Source organism: Tropicimonas sp. IMCC34011, assembly GCF_003390865.1.
Classification (GTDB): Bacteria; Pseudomonadota; Alphaproteobacteria; order Rhodobacterales; family Rhodobacteraceae; genus Tropicimonas_B.
Genome location: NZ_QMEJ01000005.1, coordinates 74,880 through 93,751, shown reverse-complemented (window position 1 = coordinate 93,751; position 18,872 = coordinate 74,880). Strand labels below are relative to the sequence as shown.

Annotated in this window: 17 protein-coding genes; 8 read left to right on the top strand and 9 right to left on the bottom strand. The window is 68.3% G+C overall.

Annotation, left to right across the window (positions count from 1 at the left end; translation table 11 throughout):
* Positions 1-10: 10 nt before the first annotated feature.
* Positions 11-886, top strand: coding sequence for a helix-turn-helix transcriptional regulator (locus DQG15_RS14795; RefSeq protein WP_116086531.1), 876 nt, complete (start codon positions 11-13; stop codon positions 884-886).
* 43 nt (positions 887-929) lie between these two features.
* Here the strand turns inward: DQG15_RS14795 and DQG15_RS14790 are convergent, their stop codons facing one another.
* Positions 930-3,068 carry a TonB-dependent siderophore receptor gene (locus DQG15_RS14790; RefSeq protein WP_116086529.1) on the bottom strand — a complete coding sequence of 713 codons (2,139 nt, stop codon included), beginning with the start codon at positions 3,066-3,068 and terminating at the stop codon, positions 930-932.
* A gap of 361 nt (positions 3,069-3,429) precedes the next feature.
* Here DQG15_RS14790 and DQG15_RS14785 point away from each other — a divergent pair, with 361 nt between their 5' ends.
* The 7 genes from DQG15_RS14785 (at position 3,430) to fosX (ending at position 10,414) form a co-directional block, all read left to right on the top strand.
* Positions 3,430-4,425: an iron-siderophore ABC transporter substrate-binding protein gene (locus DQG15_RS14785; RefSeq protein ID WP_116086527.1), complete on the top strand. Its 996-nt coding sequence runs from the start codon at positions 3,430-3,432 to the stop codon at positions 4,423-4,425.
* Positions 4,422-5,462, top strand: coding sequence for an iron ABC transporter permease (locus DQG15_RS14780; protein WP_116086525.1), 1,041 nt, complete (start codon positions 4,422-4,424; stop codon positions 5,460-5,462). The genes DQG15_RS14785 and DQG15_RS14780 overlap by 4 nt, the downstream gene beginning before the upstream one ends.
* On the top strand, positions 5,463-6,512 hold the full coding sequence (locus DQG15_RS14775) for an iron chelate uptake ABC transporter family permease subunit (protein WP_116086523.1): 1,050 nt from the start codon (positions 5,463-5,465) through the stop codon (positions 6,510-6,512).
* Positions 6,494-7,321 carry an ABC transporter ATP-binding protein gene (locus DQG15_RS14770; RefSeq protein WP_116086521.1) on the top strand — a complete coding sequence of 276 codons (828 nt, stop codon included), beginning with the start codon at positions 6,494-6,496 and terminating at the stop codon, positions 7,319-7,321. Before DQG15_RS14775 ends, DQG15_RS14770 begins: the two co-directional genes overlap by 19 nt.
* Positions 7,318-8,400, top strand: a complete 1,083-nt coding sequence (locus DQG15_RS14765) for a siderophore-interacting protein (RefSeq protein ID WP_116086519.1) — start codon at positions 7,318-7,320, stop codon at positions 8,398-8,400. Before DQG15_RS14770 ends, DQG15_RS14765 begins: the two co-directional genes overlap by 4 nt.
* Positions 8,401-8,452: 52 nt before the next feature.
* Entirely contained in the window at positions 8,453-9,919 is a 1,467-nt protein-coding gene (locus DQG15_RS14760) for an MDR family MFS transporter (RefSeq protein WP_116086517.1), read from the top strand.
* A gap of 93 nt (positions 9,920-10,012) precedes the next feature.
* Positions 10,013-10,414, top strand: coding sequence for a FosX/FosE/FosI family fosfomycin resistance hydrolase (gene fosX, locus DQG15_RS14755; RefSeq protein WP_116086515.1), 402 nt, complete (start codon positions 10,013-10,015; stop codon positions 10,412-10,414).
* A 224-nt stretch (positions 10,415-10,638) separates the two neighbouring features.
* Here the strand turns inward: fosX and DQG15_RS14750 are convergent, their stop codons facing one another.
* The 8 genes from DQG15_RS14750 to DQG15_RS18750 all read right to left on the bottom strand — a co-directional run bounded on the left by DQG15_RS14750 (position 10,639) and on the right by DQG15_RS18750 (position 18,800).
* On the bottom strand, positions 10,639-11,451 hold the full coding sequence (locus DQG15_RS14750; RefSeq protein WP_232830873.1) for an ABC transporter permease: 813 nt from the start codon (positions 11,449-11,451) through the stop codon (positions 10,639-10,641).
* Positions 11,452-11,543: 92 nt separating this feature from the next.
* A complete protein-coding gene (locus DQG15_RS14745; protein ID WP_116086511.1) occupies positions 11,544-12,482 on the bottom strand; it encodes an ABC transporter permease in 939 nt (312 codons plus the stop codon).
* Positions 12,479-13,921: an alkaline phosphatase family protein gene (locus DQG15_RS14740; protein ID WP_116086509.1), complete on the bottom strand. Its 1,443-nt coding sequence runs from the start codon at positions 13,919-13,921 to the stop codon at positions 12,479-12,481. Before DQG15_RS14740 ends, DQG15_RS14745 begins: the two co-directional genes overlap by 4 nt.
* Positions 13,918-14,625 (bottom strand): glycerophosphodiester phosphodiesterase, encoded by a 708-nt coding sequence (locus DQG15_RS14735; RefSeq protein WP_116086507.1) that lies wholly within the window; start codon positions 14,623-14,625, stop codon positions 13,918-13,920. Before DQG15_RS14735 ends, DQG15_RS14740 begins: the two co-directional genes overlap by 4 nt.
* A complete protein-coding gene (locus DQG15_RS14730) occupies positions 14,622-15,458 on the bottom strand; it encodes an ATP-binding cassette domain-containing protein (protein WP_116086505.1) in 837 nt (278 codons plus the stop codon). The genes DQG15_RS14735 and DQG15_RS14730 overlap by 4 nt, the downstream gene beginning before the upstream one ends.
* A complete protein-coding gene (locus tag DQG15_RS14725; RefSeq protein ID WP_198665168.1) occupies positions 15,455-16,489 on the bottom strand; it encodes an ABC transporter ATP-binding protein in 1,035 nt (344 codons plus the stop codon). The genes DQG15_RS14730 and DQG15_RS14725 overlap by 4 nt, the downstream gene beginning before the upstream one ends.
* Before the next feature lie 2 nt (positions 16,490-16,491).
* A complete protein-coding gene (locus DQG15_RS14720) occupies positions 16,492-18,057 on the bottom strand; it encodes an ABC transporter substrate-binding protein (RefSeq protein ID WP_198665167.1) in 1,566 nt (521 codons plus the stop codon).
* Between the two features lie 350 nt (positions 18,058-18,407).
* Positions 18,408-18,800: a helix-turn-helix domain-containing protein gene (locus DQG15_RS18750; RefSeq protein ID WP_116086501.1), complete on the bottom strand. Its 393-nt coding sequence runs from the start codon at positions 18,798-18,800 to the stop codon at positions 18,408-18,410.
* Positions 18,801-18,872: the final 72 nt, after the last annotated feature.

The window sequence follows — 18,872 nt, the reverse complement described above, 5'->3', positions numbered from 1 at the left end:
AAGACGGCCCATGCGATACCGCCATGACTTCACCGGGGTGACCGAGCAGATCCACTGTACCCTCCCGGTGCGCTGGCATCTGTTCGAGACCGTCCTCGGCGTCTACTGGCAGGCTGAAGGCACCGCCGAAAGCCGCGGCTATTACCTTTCGGCGAACCCGCGCCTCAGCATCTTCTTCGGGGATGTCAGCTCCATAGAGGTGCAGGGCGCAGGCTCCACGCGGCCGATGGCTCGGGCGATGTACGTGCCCGCGGGCATGCCGCTCCGGACCGCCTTCACCAAACCCCTCGCGCTGTCGCATCTCGACATCCACATCGATGCCGGTTGGGCCGTTCAGTTCCTGTCCTCCGCGATGCCGCGGGCCAGCGCGATCCGGCTTCTGGAGCATCCGGCGGAATGCGACGACCTCGGCGATCTCGAAGCGGTCGCGCGGCTTCTGGTGAGCGAACTGGACAACCCCTCCCGCCCCGACATCTATGCCCAGAGCCTCGCCGGAAGCCTGATCTGCGGCATCCTCGACATCGGGAGCGGCGCGGACGATCCCACCAGCGGACGGCTGACAGCGGCGCAGATGCGCAAGATCACGGCGCGGTTCGAGGCGGGCGGGCGGCACCGGATGTCCATCGCGGAGATGGCGGCAACGGTGAACCTCTCCGAGAGCTGGTTCTCGCGGGTCTTCAAGGCCACCACCGGCGTGACGCCCCACCAGTGGCAACTGACCCAGCGGATCGAACGCGCCCGGACGATGCTGTCCGAAACGACGCTCAGCGTCACGGATATCGCGGACCAGCTCGGCTTTTCGGATCAGGCCCACCTGACGCGGGCCTTCCGGCAGGAGGTGGGCGAGACGCCGGCGGCGTGGAGACGGCGGCGCCTCGCAGCATGAGCGGCCGGTCCCTCCCCGGGCGGGAGGGGACCGGCGATGCGCCTTACCAGGTCCGCCGGAGCGTGGCGGTGATGGTGCGGCCGTTGTTGTAATAATCGGCGGTGCCGCGTCCCACGACGTACTGCTCGTCGAGAAGGTTGCTGACGTTGATCTGAAGCGCGGTGTCCTCGGAGAAGTCGTAGGCCAGCGAGGCATCGAGATACGTCTGCTCGGGGCTCGAGCCGCCGGTGTTGTATGCGTTGTACTCGTACTCGCCGATATACCGGGCGCCGAGGCCGAGTTCGAGATCGCCGCGCATCCCTTCGCCGGGAATGGAGTAGGTCAGCCAGGTGGACGCGATGTGATTGGGAACGGTGGCGAATTCGTTGCCGCTCACGTCCGTTGTACGAACGGCGCCGCGCACGAATTCCGATTCCTGGTAGGCGTAGGAGGCGGCGAAGCCGAGGTTGCTCGCCAGCTCCCCCTTCGCCTCCAGTTCGAAGCCGCGCACGTTCGACTCGCCGATGGTCTGCCGCTCGATCACGCCATCGTCGAGGACCACGGGCACCACCACGTTGTTCTTCGTCAGATCGTAAATCGATGCGGTGAAGAGCGCGTTCACACCGGCAGGCTGATACTTGACGCCGATCTCGTACTGCTCGCCGCGCTCCGGCTCCGAGCCGATCGAGGGCGGCGCCACTGATTCCACGTAGCTGGCATAGGCGGAGACCTCGTCGCTGACCTTGTAGGTCAGCGCGGCGCGGTAGGAGGTTTCGGCGAAGTCGCCACCTGTTTCGACCGCGGCGCCGGAGGAGCGATCGGTCTTCTCGATCTCCAGCCAGTCCCGGCGGACCCCGGCCGTCACCACGACGCGGTCCGAGAAGGACAGGTTCTGCTGGGCAAAGACCGAGCGGGTGAAATAGTCGGTCTCCTGATCGGATTTCAGTTCATACCCCGTCGGCGCACCGCTGTAGCTCGGGTCCTCGGTGTCGATCTGGGTGTAGGGGTCGTAGGCCGAGCTGCTGGAATTGGACGCATCGCGGAACTCGACACCGGCAAGGGTGCTGCTGTCGATGCTGCCGAAGCTGGCATCGTATTGCACGATGGCGTTGCCGATCCATTCCTCAGAGGAGCTGTCGCCGGCGAAGTAGTACCGGTTCACGAGGCTGCCCACGCGACCCGCATTGTCGTTCACGTAGACGTAGCCGAACCCGTCGTCGAGATCGCTGTAGCGCAGGTTCGCGCGCAGCTTCAGGCCGCCTTCGAACTCGTGCCGGAACGCCGCCGAGAGGGTCGTGCGTTCGACGTCCTGATCGTTGAAGTCCGGTTCGCCGAAGAACTCGTCCCGGTCGTATTCGCGGTCGAGCGGGTATCCCCCGCTGTTCGGCGTCGTGTCGCGCTTGAGGTAATCGGCGGTGAAGGTCAGCTCGGTATAGGCGGTGGGCGCCCATGTCAGGGCTCCGAGGAAGAACTGCTCGTCGTCGCGCGAATAGTCGTATTCCCGCTCCCCGTCCTTCACCTTGCCGACAAGCCGATAGGCCAGTGTCTCACCCGGATCGATCACGTCGCCGAAGTCGAAGCCGATCTCGGCCTGGTCGTGCGTGCCGTAGCTGCCGTACAGCTCACCGAAGCGCTCGAAGCGGGGGGACTTGGTGACGAAGTTCAGCGTGCCGCCCGGATCGGAGGTGCCGAAGAGGGTGGAGTTGCCGCCCTTCACGACTTCGAGCCGCTCGTAGGCATAGGGTTCCTCGCGCACGCCGCGCATGGTCCCGAGATTGAGGCCGTCCCGGTAGGTCGAGGCCTGGAAACCACGGACGAGGTAGTAATCGTTGCGGTCGTCCGTGCCGTAGTAGTCGCTGACGATGCCGGAGGTGTATTCCAGCACATCCTCCACGGTATCGGCGCCCCGCGCCTCGATCTCCTTCTCGGTCACGACGGAGACGGAGGCGGGCGTGTCGAGGATGCTGGTCGCGACCTTGCCGCCCGTCCAGAGCTCGGTGGCCACGATCGAGCCGGCATCGTCATCGATGCGAGCGCCGGCATCGACGATGATGGGAGAGAGGCGGAAGGCGTTCTCGGTCTCGTCGGCGTTCTCCTGCGCCGAGAGGGCCGAGGGAAGGGCGACGAGAGCGCTGCACCCCATGAGCAGGGTTCCGAGCGAGGCGGAGACGAGGTGGCGATGCGACGCGGACACTGATGCCATATTCTGACGTTCCCGGGTTATAATGTTGGGTCTTAAAAGCCGGCTGGCCTCGGGCTGGCTGGCAGCGACGGTGCGTGGCGCGAGGACGCGCACATGCAAACGACGCCAGGCCGCGGGGATCCGCGGCCGGTACGGACGGGGGGCCGGCCCCCTACAGGGCACCGGCCGCTGACGGCGGCAGTGACACGAGGGCAGCGGTGAGGTCTTGCACGATTCGACTGTTTTTGTCGGATACCGCGGAAACCTGACTGAAAGACATGGTATTTCATGGAAAGCGGCCGGTCCCGGCCTTGACCGCATCCGGGAGAGGTGGAAAGGCGACCGAAACGCTCACCTTTATCCGGACCGTCGGAGTGCCACCATGCCGCGCGACTTCCCGCTCAAAACCCTTCTTCTGCTGGGACTGACGCTCCTGTGGGCGACCGCTCCCACTTTGGCCGCCGCCGACGAGTTCCCTGTCACGATCGAGCATTCCTTCGGAACGACCACGATCGAGGCGGCGCCGAAGCGCGTCGCCACGGTGGCCTGGGCGAACCACGAGGTCCCTCTTGCCCTCGGCATCGTACCGGTGGGGTTCGCACGGGCGAACTTCGGGGACGATGACGGCGACGGCGTGCTTCCGTGGGTTTCGGAGCGGCTGGAGGAGTTGGGCGCCGACACGCCCGCGCTCTTCGACGAGGGGGACGGGATCGATTTCGAGGCGGTCGCGGCCAGCCGGCCGGACGTGATCCTCGCCGCCTATTCGGGCCTGACCCGATCCGAGTACGAGACGCTGAGCCGCATCGCCCCCGTGATTCCGCACCGAGACGGGGCCTGGGCGACGGATTGGCGCGAGGTGATCCGCCTCAATGCCGCTGGCCTCGGCCGCTCGGACGAGGGCGAGGCACTCATAGGCCGGATCGAGGGGCGGATCGGCGAGATCGTCGCGGAGCATCCCGAGATCGAGGGCAAGACGGCGATGTTCGTCACCCATCTCGACGCGCGGGACCTCAGCGTGATCCGCTTCTACTCCGCGAATGACACGAGGGTGCAGTTCCTCGAGGACCTCGGCCTGCGCTCCCCCCGAAGCGTCGTGGAGGCCAGCGAGCCCGGAAGCTTCTCGGGCGAGGTGAGCGCGGAGCGGATCGACGAGTTCGGGGACGTCGACATCTTCATCACCTATGGCGGCGACACGCTCCTCGAGGCCGTGGAGGCCAATCCGCTGACCTCGCGCATGAAAACCGTCGAAAACGGCGCCATCGTCCTTCTCGGCAACGATCCCGTCGGCACCGCCGCGAACCCGACGCCGCTCTCGATCGAGTACGTGCTCGAGGATTACGTGGCGCGACTCGCGGACGCGGCGCGCAAGGCGGAATGACGGACGCCGCCCTGCCCCGGCGGGATCTTACCGTCCTGCGGCGGACGCGGCAGGTGCGGCTCTGGTGGCTGCTCGCAGTCGTCGCCGCCCTTGGCCTCGCATGCCTGATGTCGCTCGGCCTCGGGGCGCGCGACGTGACGCTGGAGGAGATCCTCGGCGGAGTTCGGGGACGGACGGGCACGATCGCAGAAGCCGTCGTTGCGGTGCGGGTGCCGCGCACAATCCTCGCGGCGCTGGCCGGCGGTGCCCTCGGCCTCGCGGGCGCGGTCATGCAGGGCGTGACCCGCAACCCGCTCGCCGATCCCGGGATCCTCGGCGTGAATTCCGGCGCGGCGATGGCCGTGGTCATCGGCATCGCGTGGTTCGGAATTGCGGCGCCGGGGGCGTTCATCTGGACCGCGATCCTGGGCGCGGGCCTTGCAGCCTCTTTCGTCTACGCCGTCGGCTCCCTCGGCCGCGGCGGCGCGACGCCGCTGAAGCTCGCGCTCGCTGGAACGGCGACGAGCATCGCGACGGCCTCCTTTACCACCGCGATCATCCTGCCCCGGAACGACATCGCGGGCGGCGTCAGGTCCTGGCAAGTCGGCGGGGTCGGCGGAGCGACCTTCGAGGCGATCTGGCCCTGCCTCCCGTTTCTCGCCGCCGGCGCCCTCCTCTGCCTTCTGTCCGCGCGCAGCCTGAACCTCCTCGCGCTGGGGGACGATGCGGCTGCCGGTCTCGGCGCACGGGTAGCGTATGCACGCGCCTCCGCAGCGCTCGGGGCGGTGCTCCTCTGCGGTGCGACCACGGCGATCTGCGGACCCATCGGCTTCGTCGGGCTGGTGGTGCCGCATCTGTGCCGCGTGTTGGTCGGGGTCGACCACCGCTGGCTCCTGCCCTTCTCCGCGCTGATCGGGGCGGGCCTGCTGACACTAGCGGACGTGCTCGGACGCATCGTCGCGCGCCCCTCCGAGATGGATGTCGGCATCGTCACCGCCTTCATCGGCGCACCGGTCTTCATCTGGATCGTCCGTCGCCGCCGCGTGAGGGATCTCTAGATGGACGCCACGCTTGCCCCCCGCATCGCGGCCCAGCGCCGCGCGCGCCTGAACGAACGGCGGCGCGTGATGACGTGCCTCGGGATCCTCCTTCTCGCGGGCGCCGGGATGACCCTCTGCATCGGGCAATCGTTCACGCCACCCCTCGACGTGCTCCGGGTGCTTGGCGGACAGGACGTTCCGGGCGCGGGCTTCGTGGTCTGGGACCTGCGGCTGCCGCGCACGATCCTGTCGGTGCTCACGGGCATGAGTTTCGGGCTCGGCGGCGTCGTCTTTCAGACCATGCTGCGCAACCCGCTCGCGAGCCCTGACATCATCGGCATCAGTTCGGGCGCCAGCGCCGCGGCCGTCGTCGCCATCGTGGTCCTGGGCTGGAGCGGAGTGGCGGTGTCCGCCGCCGCGGTGACGGCGGGCCTCGGCGTGGCGCTCGCGATCTATCTTCTGGCCTGGCGCGACAGGGTCTCGGGCGCGCGGCTGATCCTGATCGGGATCGGCATCTCCGCGATGCTCGACAGCGTGATCTCCTATGTCCTCTCGCGAGCGCCGGCCTGGACGCTTCAGGACGCGCTGCGCTGGCTCACGGGGAGCGTCAACGGCGCCACGCTGGAAGACGCCCTGCCGGTCCTCGCCTCCCTGGCGCTGTTCGGAGGCACGCTGTTCGGCCTGCGCCGCAATATCGAGGCGATCCGGCTCGGGGACGACACCGCTGCGGCCCTCGGCGTTCCACTGGCGCGGGACAAGGCAATGGTGGTGCTCGCCGCCGTTGGGCTCATCGCCGTCGCCACCGCCGTCTCCGGTCCGATCGCCTTCGTCGCCTTCCTCTCCGGACCGATCGCCGCGCGGGTGGTCGGACCGGGGCCAGCCCCTCTCCTCCCAGCGGCCCTCATTGGCGCGCTCTTGGTGCTCCTCGGCGACTTCGCCGGCCAGCATCTCCTGACGGCGCGCTACCCCGTGGGCGTGATCACAGGTGCGATCGGCGCCCCCTACCTTGTCACCCTGATCATCCGTGCGAACGGAACCGGAGGCTCCGCATGGACGTCCCGTCCCTGACCGCCGGCGGCCTGCGGGCCGGCTACGGCACACGCCCCATCCTGAACGATCTGTCGCTGAATCTGCCGGCAGGCGGGATTTCCGCCATCGTCGGCGCCAATGCCTGCGGCAAGTCCACCCTCCTGCGGTGCCTCTCCCGGCTCCTGAGGCCCGACGCCGGAGAAGTGCTGCTGGACGGACGGTCGGTGCGGGACATCCCGACGAAACACCTCGCGCGGAAGCTCGGGCTCCTGCCGCAATCGCCGCTCGCCCCGGACGGGATCACGGTGGCGGACCTCGTCAGTCACGGGCGCCATCCGCACCAGGGTGTCCTCTCCCGCTGGAGCCATGCCGACGACGTCGCCGTCGCCGATGCGCTCGAGGCCACGCGCACCGCCGAGCTCGCGGACCGACCCGTGGACGAGCTGTCCGGTGGGCAGCGGCAGAGGGTCTGGATCGCCATGGCCCTGGCTCAGGAGACCGGGATCCTGCTCCTCGACGAGCCGACGACGTTCCTCGATATCGCCCACCAGGTGGAGGTGCTGGACCTCCTCGTCGATCTCAACCGCAGCCGCGGGACGATGATCGTCATGGTCCTGCACGACCTCAACCTCGCCGCGCGCTACGCCGGGCACCTCGTCGCCATGCTGGACGGACGCATCGAGGCCGCCGGCGCCCCGGAGAAGGTGCTGACCGAAACGATGGTCGAGCGGGTCTTCGGGCTGCGAAGCGTCGTGATCACCGATCCGACCTCGGGCAAGCCGATGATGCTCCCGGTCGGACGGCACGGCATTGCCCCGCAGGACGCGCGCGAGGAGGCCGTGACATGAGCGGCGAGGCGACGGCCACGGCCCGGATCGCGGGGACCTGCCCGGATGATCTTCTTTCGCGGATCGCCACGTTGGCGCGGCAGTCGGAGCTGGACGTGTCCGTTGCGGACGGGACCCTGCGGGTGACGCTGCATTCGGCAAAGGTCGACCTTGCGCAGGATGGCGGGGGCCTCTTCATCGACATCCGCGCACGGGACGCCGCGACCCTCTCGGCGATCCGGGAGTTCCTCCTTCACATGCTCGACCATGCCGCGCCCGGCCTCACGGACCTGGCGAGCTGGCAGGGCGATATCGCCCGGAACCGGGCGCCGCTGAACTTCTCCCTGGCGACCGTCCGGCGGACGTGGCGCGCGGCTCCGAACTTTCTGCGCATCGAGCTCGACTGCCCGGACACCCCGCGCCTCGCCACGGGGGGCGGGATGCACTTCTCCCTGCTGCTCCCTCCCGGAGGACGCGCGCCGGTCTGGCCCCGTCTCGACGGGGGCGGGCGGACGGTCTGGCCTCGCGGACAGGATGCACTGCACCGCGCCGCCTATACCTTCGTCGATCTCTGGCCCGAGGCGGGCCGCTTCACCTTCGATCTGTTCGAGCATGAGGGCGGGCGGGCAACGGCCTGGGCGAAGGCCGTCCGCCCCGGTGAGACCGTCGGGATCACCGGCCCCGGCAGCGGCGACTTCCCTCCCGGCGCGAACCTCCTGATCGCAGGCGATGAAACGGCCTTCCCGGCGATCCGGCGCATCCTCGAACGGTCGGACCCGGCACGGCAGGGCGACGTGCTGATCGAGGTCGGCGGGGCGCAAGACATCTGCGCTGTTCCCGCCCCGGGCGGCATGCGCCTGCGATGGGTCAGGCGGGATTGCGGCGAGACGCTCTGGGATCACCTTCGCGACATGAGTCCGCCCGCCGGGCCGGACCGCTACGTCTGGATCGCGGCCGAGAAGGACCTCGTGCGCAAGGCCAAGGCGCGGTTCAAGGGAGAGTTCGGCCTCGGTCCGGACGAGGGGTACTTCGCCTATTACTGGACCGCCGCCCCCTCCCGCACGCCGAACGATCTGGACGCGGAGGCCGGCGCGTCCTAGTCCGCCCCATGACCGCCGTCTGCGGACAGGCCGCTTCTTTCGAGGACACATCATGCATACCGAGGCCCTCCCCGCCGACACCCCGGCCGAGGACAGCGCGACCGATACCGCGACGCGGGATCGGCTCGTCATCGCGCTGCTTCTCGTCTCCGCCTTCACGGTCATCCTGAACGAGACGATCATGAGCGTGGCGCTGCCGCGCCTGATGGTCGACCTGAAGGTGACCGCGAACGCGGCGCAGTGGCTCACCACGGCCTTCCTTCTGACAATGGCGACCGTCATCCCGGTGACCGGCTTCCTGCTGCAACGCTTTCACACGCGCTCGGTCTTCTTCGCGGCGATGAGTTTCTTCAGCCTCGGGACCTTCCTCTGCGCGATCTCGCCAAGTCTCGGTCCCCTGATCGTCGGGCGCGTGGTGCAGGCGATCGGCACCGCAATCATGATGCCGCTGCTGATGACCACCGTGATGACGCTGGTTCCGCCGGCGGTGCGTGGCAAGACCATGGGCAACATCTCCATCGTGATTTCCGTCGCGCCCGCCATCGGGCCGACGATCTCCGGGATCATCCTCAGCTTCCTCGACTGGCGCTGGATGTTCTGGCTCGTCCTGCCCATCGGGCTCGGGGCGCTGGCGCTCGGGTATTCGAAGCTGGTGAACGTCACGACGCCGCGGAAGGTGCCGCTCGACATCCCCTCCGTCGTCATGTCCGCGATCGGCTTCGGCGGCCTCGTCTACGGGCTGTCGAGTATCGGGGAAGGCCACGGCGAGGGCGGCCCGGTTCCACTCTGGGCGCCGCTGGCGGTGGGGGGCGGCGTGCTGGCCCTCTTCGTCTGGCGGCAGATCAGGCTCGCGCCGCGGGATCGCGCGCTCCTCGATCTGCGGACGTTCCGCGTCCGGGTCTTCACCGTCTCCGTCATCATGATGGGCTTCGCTATGATGTCCCTCTTCGGGATGATCATCCTCCTGCCGATCTACATGCAGAACGTGCTGGGGCTGTCCGCACTCCAATCGGGTCTCATGCTGCTGCCCGGCGGTCTGACGATGGGGCTCCTCGCGCCCTTCGTCGGCAGAATGTTCGACCGGCTCGGCGCCCGGAAGCTGGTGATCCCCGGCGCCGTCGCGGTCAGCGCGGCGCTCTGGCTGATGGCCTCGCTCGGACAGGACAGCGGCTTGCCCACGGTCCTTCTGTCCCACATCGTCCTCAGTGTCGGCCTCGCCCTGCTCTTCACGCCGCTCTTCGCCTCAAGTCTCGGCTCGTTGCCGAAGCCGCTCTACTCCTACGGCAGCGCGCTTCTGGGCACGACGCAGCAGATCGCGGGCGCGGCCGGCATCGCGCTGTTCGTGTCGGTCATGTCGCTCCGGATCGGGGCGCGTCTCGCCGAGGGGGCCGACATGGTGGCCGCGACCGCCGCCGGCGTACGGGCGGGCTTCCTGTGCGGCGCGGCGATATCGCTCGCGATGATCGCGGCAGCCTTCTTCGTGCGCCGCCCGCCCGCGGTGCCACCGACCGACGTCTGACGCCCCTCGGGCACCGCGGGGATGCGGACGTTGTGTGACGGCCCGGATCTCTTAAGGTTGCCTGGAAATCAACGCTCTTGCCGGAGTTGAAGATTGATCGAAGGACTGAGCCACATCACCTTCATCGTCAGCGATCTCGACAAGATGGAAGAGCTGCTGACCTCCGTTCTGGACGCGAAGAAGATTTACGATAGCGGGGACAAGACCTTCTCTATCTCCAGGGAGAGGTTCTTCGATATCGGCGGCGTCTGGGTGGCGACGATGGAGGGCGAGAGCCTGTCGGATCGGACCTACAACCACGTCGCCTTCAAGATGGCCCCAGATGAGTACGACGACCGACTCCGGCGCATTCGCGCCCTTGGCCTGGATGTTCGGGAAGGGCGGTCGAGAGTCGAAGGGGAAGGCCATTCGATCTACTTCTACGACTACGATAACCACATGTTCGAGCTGCATAGCGGAACGCTCGAGGAGCGTCTGCGCCGCTACCGGGAATGATACGGCACGTGAAGTGACGAACAGGGCTCCGTCCAGCCCCTCGCCGCGCGCTGCATGAGCTTCTGCCGCTGGCGGGCGCCAGGCAGGAGTTGAGAAGCGGACCTCCCTGACGAAAGGGGCAATCTCGGCTCTAGGCCGTGATGCCCTCCCCTGTTTCCTCCGTCCCGCGATAGATCACGCCCGCCACATCCGGCAGGTCGGGACTTGTTCCAGCCGGCAGCTTCCTACTCCGCGCGCGAGAGCGACGGGTCGAGCGCATCGCGGACCCAGTCGCCGACGAGGCTGATCGACAGCGTCGTCAGGAAGATCACCGCCCCGGCGGGCAAGCCGATCCACCACGCCGTCGCGATGTAGTTGCGGCCTTCCCCGAGGGCGAGGCCGAGGCTGGTTCCGGGCGGCTGCACGCCGAGGCCGAGGAAGGAGAGCGATGTCTCCAGAAGGATGATCTCGGGGAAGTTCAACGTCAGCTGCACGGCGAGGACGCCGGCGATGTTGGGCAGGACATGGCGCAGGTAGATCCGTGCCGGGTGCACGCCCAGGGTCCGGATCGCGAAGGCGTAGCCCTCCCCCGACACCGACAGGACGAGACCGCGCACGAGCCGGGCATAGGTCTCCCAGCCGAACAGCCCGACGATGCAGACGAAGAGCACGAAGCTGTTGCCGAAGAAGGCGAGGATCGCGAGGGCGACGATGAGGAACGGGACGCTGGCCTGGAAATCCACCAGCACCATGACGATGTCGTCCACCCAGCCACGGAAATGCGCCGCGACGATCCCGAGGACGGTCCCGGTGACGGCGCCGATCGCAGTGCCGAGGAAGGCGATGAGGATGCTGGTCCGAACGGCGAAGAAGAGGCGGCTGAGGACATCCCGCCCGAGCCCGTCGGTTCCGAGGATGTGCTCCGCCGGTCCGCCGAGGAAGGCCGGGGGCTTCAGGCGGGTCAGAAGGCTCTGCTCGGTATAACCGAAGGGCGCGAGCCAATCGGCGAAGATCGCGACGAAGAGCATGAGCGCGAGCCACGCCAGACAGATCTTCACGAGGAGCGACGGCCGCTGATGCCTCGCGGCTCTCCGGCGGCGGGGGAGAAACCCCCTGCCGCGAGACGGCGTCCCGCCTGCGTCGAGCGCGCTCATGCCCCGGCTCCCGATTGCGTCGCCGCGATGCGCGGATCGAGCCAGCCATAGGCGAGGTCGATGAGCAGGTTGGTCACCACCATGGTGAAGGCGATCAGAAGGACCACGCCCTGCACCACGGCAAGATCGCGCTGCGCAACGGAGTTGACGAGGAGGGAGCCGATGCCGGGATAGCCGAACACCGTCTCCACAACCGTCGCTCCGCCAACGAGCCCGCCGAGGCGCAGGCCCACCACGGTCACGACCGGGATCGCCGCATTCGGAAGCGCGTGGTGCCAGATCCGGGCGGGCCGCTGCACCCCCTTGGCCCGCGCGGTCCGCATGTAGGGCTGGTTCAGCACCTCAAGCATGGCCGAGCGGGTGAAGCGCGCCACGGTTCCGGCAAACGACGTGCCGAGCGTGATCGCAGGCATGACCATATGCTGCCAGGTCCCGATGCCGGAGCTGGGCAGGAGCCGGAGCGTCATCGAGAAGTAGAGGATCAGCAGGATCCCGAGGAAGAAGTTCGGCAGGCTGTGGCCGAGGATGGTGATCCCCATCACCACCCGGTCCACCAGCTTGCCGCGATTGAGGGCCGCGACGATGCCGCCCGGAATGCCGATCAGCAGCGTGATCCCGAGGGCCAGGAGACCGAGCTTGAGCGTCGCCGGAATGCGCTCCGCGAGGATCGTCGCGACGGCCCTGTCATCGCGGAAGGACAGGCCGAAATCGCCCCGGACAACGTTCGCGATGTAGCGCAGGTACTGCTCCGGCAGCGGCCGGTCGAGGCCCCACATGACACGGTAGCTCTCGATGACCTTCGCCGGCACGTCGTCCGCCAGCATGCGCTGGACCGGATCGCCCGACAGGCGCAGGACGACGAAGACGAAGGTCACGGCAAGAAGCAGGGTCATCAGACAGCGCGCGCCCTTGCGCAGAAGGAACGGTGCGGTCATGCGATCTCCTCCGCGCTCGTATCTTGACCCGTTGGCGCTCCCGCCTCGTCCATCCAGCCGCAATCGACGATCCGGCCGTCACCGACCTGCCACCAGGCGAGGTGCTGGACGTGGCCGCGATGCTCCACCGTCTCGACATGGCGCTCGACATCGGGGGCCGGCCCGCCGGCGGCAAGTATTTCGATCATCGCCCGCCCGGTGGTGCCGGTGACGGGAAGGCCCATCACGGACAGGATCGTCGGCGCTATATCGGGCAGCCAGCACGGGACGTCGGAGCGGTGGCCCTGCCGGAAGGCCGGTCCGCGGGCCCCCAGAACGGTGGACAACTCGCCCCGCGTCAGACCGCCATGGATGCCGCCACCCGGCTCGATCCCGGCGGCGAAGAAGGATCGCTCCACCCCGTCCGGCCCGGCCGGCGCCGCGCGCAGGGTGACGCCGATGGTGGGGGTGCGGGGGTGACCCTGGTTCACGGCGGACCACGGCATGGCCCCGTTCACCCGCTGCCCCTCCGCGCCGCCTGCGAAGATCAGACCTGCCCAGGGCCTGTCCCTCAGCCGGTCCACCGCGTCCTGGATCGCACCCGGTCCGGTCTCCTCCAGCCAGAGGCCGCAGAGCGCGCCGGGAACGAGGCGCCCCTCCCAGTCCGGAAAGTCCGCCACGGGATCGACGCGCGCGCTGCCGGTGATCTGGCCATGATCGGACATCACCACGATGTTCTCCGGCCCGTTCCCGGCCTCCCACCACTCGAGGAGCCGTCCGAACGCCGCATCGCAGGCGGCTTGCGCCGCTTGGGTTTCGGGGGACGTCACACCGAAGCCGTGGGAGGTGATGTCGGGATCGGAGAGCCAGAGGATCGCGAGGTCCGGATCGTGATCCGGGTAGACGATCCGGGTCAGGACATCGACGGCGTGATCCACGCGCGCGCTGTTGGGCGTGCCCGCGGGCGGGATCGGGCCGAGACGGTCCTCCGCCTTGCGCTGAAGCTCCTCGGTGCCCACGGGTGCGCCGTGGACCGAGAAGACCGGGTGGCCCAGCGCATGGGCGCGCGGGCTCATCATCCGGGTCGCTCCGGGGCTTGCCGTGCTCACGATGGCCATGCTGCGTCCGGCGTCCGTCAGGCGCTCCCCGAGGGAACGGCGGTCGATGAGCTGGCCCGCGGCGGCGGCGGCGGAGAGGTCCGCATTGCTGGCCGTCTGAAAGATCCGATCCGGCGTGACGCGGTGGAGGAACTGGTTCGCGACGAGGCCGTGCGCGGCGGGGGCGCAGCCGGTGACGGTGCTGGTCACGGCCACGCGGGTTTCGCTCGGGAAGACGGACCGGGCATTCACGCAGTCCGTTCCGCCGGCAAGGAAGCGGGCGACGTTCGGCATGAGGTCCGCCGTCGCGCGGTCGCGGCGCAGCCCGTCGAAGGTCACGATGAGGCAGCTTTTGGAGGTCATGTCAGGTCCGAAGGCAAGGGGGTGAGGGACGCACGCGCGGCGGCCGGGTCATTGACGAGAACGCCAGCCACGCCGTGCTCCGCGAGGCGGCGGAGGCCGGTGGCGTTGACATCGCCGACGGGGCGTCCGGTTCCGGCTCCGCCAGCGGTGACCCAGACCGGCACGCCGGGCGGGCGATGGGAGGCGGCCACGTCGGCTTCCCAGAGGCGGAGCATGTCCGCCCCGGCCGCGAGGAAGGGACCCGGCTCCGCTCCCCGCGGGGAGAGGGCGAGGATGGGGGCGAGACCGGCCATGCGATGAAGTGCGGCGACGGAATGGAGGCCGAGGACGCATCCGGCTCGATCCTCGTCTTTCAGGATCGCGGCGAGGCGATCGAGCGCTTGCGGGCTCTCGTCCTTCACGTCGAGGAGCAGGCCCGTATCGCCCGGCACCTCGGCCAAGGCCTCAGCGAGATCCGGCACGATCCCGGGATGTGCCGTCCGCAGCGCAGTCAGATCGTCCGACGTCAGATTCGCGATGCACCGGGGATCCCCCGCTAGGCGCAAAAGGTCCGCGTCATGGCAGCAGACGGCGCGCCCGTCCGCCGTGAACCGCACGTCGATCTCCACGAGATCGGACCGCGCGGCCACGGCCCCCTGCCAGGCCCGGACGGTGTTCTCGGGGTTGTCGGCCGAGTGGCCGCGATGGGCGACGATCTTCATCATGCCGCGGTCTCCGGTGCGAGGGAGGCCTCCCGCGCGCGGCGGGCGGCAGGAGTGGCGGCCGGGATCGCGGCGAGGAGGGTGCGGGTATAGGCATCGCGCGGAGTGTCGAAGAGATAGCGGGTCCGCCGGTTCTCCACGATCCGGCCCTTCTGCATCACGGCAATCCGGTCGCCGACATGTCGGGCCACGCCGAGATCGTGGGTGATGAAGATCATCGTCAGCCCGAACTCATCCTTCAGCGACATCAGCAGATTGAGGATCTGCGCCTGCACCGACACGTCGAGCGCGCTCACCGCCTCGTCGCAGATCAGGAGTTCCGGCCGCACGACGAGCGCGCGGGCGAGGACGGCGCGCTGGAGCTGCCCGCCGGACATCTGCTGCGGCACCCGGCGGCCCATCCCTGCGAGCCCCACGCGATCCAGGATATCCTCGATGCGCGCGGCACGCGTGGCCGCGTCGCAGCGCTCGTGGGTGGTCAGCATCTCGCCGATCTGGCTGGCGATGGACGCGCGGGGATCGAGGGCGCCCGAGGGGTTCTGGAAGACGAACTGGACCAGCGCCCGTTCCTTTCGCCACGCCGCGCTGCCGGGCTTGGCAAAGGGCGCGCCGCGAAAGAGGGCCTCGCCGCCGTCCGGGACGTCGAACCCCGCGGCGATACGCGCGAGAGTGGACTTGCCGCTGCCGCTTTCGCCGACGATCGCGCAGACCTCGCCCGGCGCGACGGTCAGACTGACATCGTCGACGGCGGTGGTGATCGTCTCCTTCGAGAAGAACCCGCCGCCGGTTCGGTAGCGCCGTTTGACGCCTTTGAGCGCAAGGATGGGATCGGTCATGCCGAGCCCTCCCCGAGGTGACAGGCCACGCGCGCGCCGGACATGCGGGTCTTGAGTTGGGGGCGGACGAGACAGGGCGGCCCGGCGTGATCGCAGCGGGGCGCGAAGACGCAGCCCGCCGGCCGGGCGGAGGGCGCGGGCACGCTGCCGGTGATGGCCGGAAGCACCGTTCCCGGCTGACCGGTGCCGACGCGGCAGGCCATGAGCGCGCGGGTATAGGGATGGCGGGGCGCGTCGAAGATCTCGTCCACCCCGGCCTCCTCGACGACGCGGCCGGAATACATCACGGCGACGCGGTCGGCGATCTCGGCCACGACGCCGAGGTCATGGGTAACGAAGATCATCGCCATGCCGGTCTCGTCCTGAAGCTCGCGCAAAAGGCGAAGGATCTGGGCCTGGATGGTGACGTCGAGCGCGGTCGTCGGTTCGTCGGCGATCAGGATCCGGGGTCGGCAGGCGATCGCCATGGCGATCATCACGCGCTGGCACATGCCGCCGGAGAGCTGGTGAGGATAGGCGCGGGCCTGTCGCTCCGGGTCCGGAAGGCCGACCCGCTCGAAGAGGGCCAGCACCTCGCGGCGGCGCTCCTTCGGCGAGGCCTCGCCGTGGACGGACAGGATCTCCGCGACCTGTGCGCCGACGCGCTGGATCGGGTTCAGCGCGGCCATCGGGTCCTGGAAGATCATCGCGACATCCCGTCCGCGCACGCCGTTCAGGCGGCGTTCGGGCAGTCCCGAGATTTCACGGCCGAGAACCCGGATCGAGCCCTCAGCTGCCAGCGGCGCGTCGGTCAGGCCCATCATGGCCGTGCAGGTCAGGCTCTTTCCGCAGCCGCTTTCGCCGACGAGGCAGAGCGTCTCTCCCTTCGCGACGGACAGCGACGTGCTCTCGACGAGGTAGACGGAGCCGCGCCGCACCGACAGATCCTCGACGACGAGGGCGGGCGCCCCGGCCTCCGCCGGAGGGGGCCCGGAAAGGGCGGAAACGGGAGCGCTAGCGGCGCTCCCGTCCAGTGTGAGGGTCCCGGTCAAGGTCACTCCACCTCGAGGTTATCGGGACGCAGGTCCATGTAGTAGAACGTGTAGGGCTGCCACGTCAGGTCCTTGCGCACGCCGTAGGTCTCGAGCGGCTGGTAGAGGATCGTCCCCGGCGCGTCGTCGGCCCAGATGTCCAGCATCTCGGTCGCGAGAGCCTGACGCTCCTCGAGATCCGTGGTCACCTCGAGTTCGCGGCCGGCAGCGTTGAAGTCCTCGTTGGACCAGGTCATCCAGGTCTGCTGCGGACCTCCCGGAGGGCCCCAGGCCAGCCAGAGCGCGCCGAGCGGATCGGGGTAGCGCGTGGAGTTGGACCAGTTGCGCATCATCAGGTCGTCGCCGCGGAGGCTGTTCAGGTCCTCGGTGACGTTCAGGCTGACGTTCAGCCCCACATCCTTCCACATCTCGACCATCGCCTGAGCCGCGGGAAGGGCGTTCAGGTAATAGGTCGGGTGGGTGGAATAGACGATCTCCTCGCCGTCGTACCCGGCCTCTTCCAGAAGCGCGCGCGCGGCCTCGGGATCGTAACGAAGGTCGTCCCGGCCGGCATCGTACATGTCGCCATATTCGGGATACTGGTGGCTGTTCGGCACGGTCGCCTGGCCGCCCCAGAGCGCTTCGTTCAGAAGATCGCGGTCGATGGCGAGGTTCATCGCCTGGCGCACCCGCTTGTCTTCCAGCACCGGGTGGTTGGTGTTGTAGACGAGCACGTGCGAGTTCGCGAGCGTGACGCTCCGGGTCTCGATGTCGTCGTAGGAGTTGATCTGCGCGATCTGGTCCGGCGCGATGTTCGTGACGATGTCGAACTCGCCGCTGACGAGGCCGGAGATGCGCGCGGCATCCTCGGGCACGGCACGGAAGGTGACGCTGGCCGCGGTGGGGCGGCCGCCGTAATAGTCATCGAACGCTTCGAGACGGATTTCCTGGTCGGCCTGGAACTCGTCCAGCATGTAGGGGCCGGTGCCGACCGGGAAGCGCGGCAGGCCGCCGGTTTCCCCGGCCTTCTCCCGCCAGTCGTCGGCGTTCACGATCCAGGAGGCCCAGGAGGCGAGGCGCTGCTCGAGAAGCGGATCGGGCTCGGTCGTCGTGAAGCGCACGGTCAGGGGACCTGTCGCCTCGACGCTTTCGAGCGTCGCGAAGTATCCGGCGCCCTCGGGCAGGAGCGTGTCCTCACCGGTGAGACGCTCGGGCGAGAAGGTGAAGGCCACGTCCTCGGCCGTCAGCTCGGCGCCGTTCTGGAACGTCACACCGGGGCGCAGGTGCACCTCGAGGGTCCGGTCGTCCACGCGATCCCAGCTCTCGGCGAGGCCGGGGGTCAGCTCGGCGCCGCTGCCGCCCTCTTCGGAGTTGAAGTCGCGGCGGATCAGGGTGTCGTAGACGGAATACGTGATCCGCGTTCCGACGTTGGAGAGCTCCTTCGCAGGCTCCAGGGTGGGCGGAAGGCCGGCCACGGCGATCGTCAGGTCCGGACGGCTGTCGTCCTGTGCCGTTGCGGCGCCGCCGAACGCCGTCAGGAGCGCCGCAGCGACGACGAGCGTGCGGGCAGGTTTTTCAATGAGCATCATGCTGTCCCCAGGGTTTATTGCGTCGCCTCGGGGGCTAGACCCGTCATGTGACGACCCAGCAAACCATTTGTGAACCTTGTATGATGAACCGTCCGAAAGCAGATTAAACGTTTTAATACGGGCTATAGGTGGAAACAGGTGCCCGCACGGATGACGCAGGCACCTTAGCGTTACCTTAGGGCACCTATGCGTCGCTCCGCATCGTTTGCGATCTCATGCTGTCTCAGTGAAAAAAGCGCTCGGGCAGTCCGATGATGCGGCCACCGGCGTGCAGCTGAAGTCGGGGGGCGGTCGTCCCCGCTCCTGCTGCCGGACAGGCCCCGCCGCCACGCTGCGACAGGGGGGCCGGTTCAGGCGACCGAGGCGTGGCTGTCGTCCACTTTGCTGTCATGGGCCGCCTGGTTGCGCTCGATCTCGGCGCAGTTGAGCGCGGACCATTGGCACAGAGCGAAAAGCGGCTCGACAAGGGTCTGTCCGAGAGGCGTCAGACTGTACTCGACCTGCGGCGGCGTCTTTTGCGCAAAGACCTCGCGGGCGACGAGGCCGTCCCGTTCCAGGCCCCGCAGGGTGACCGTCAGCATCCGTTGGGAGATGGTCTCGATTTCCCGCCGAAGCTGGTTGTAGCGCTTCGGCCGCTCGGACAGCACGAGGACGGTCAGGGCCGCCCACTTGTTGCCGACATGGGACAGGATCGGCGAGATCCGGTTGCAATCCCCGGGAACAGACATGTGCCCTAGCTTCATGAACGTGCCTCCTTGAGCCGCCGTTTTCACACCCTTATCCCCCCTAACATACTATCGGTAACCATGCACCAG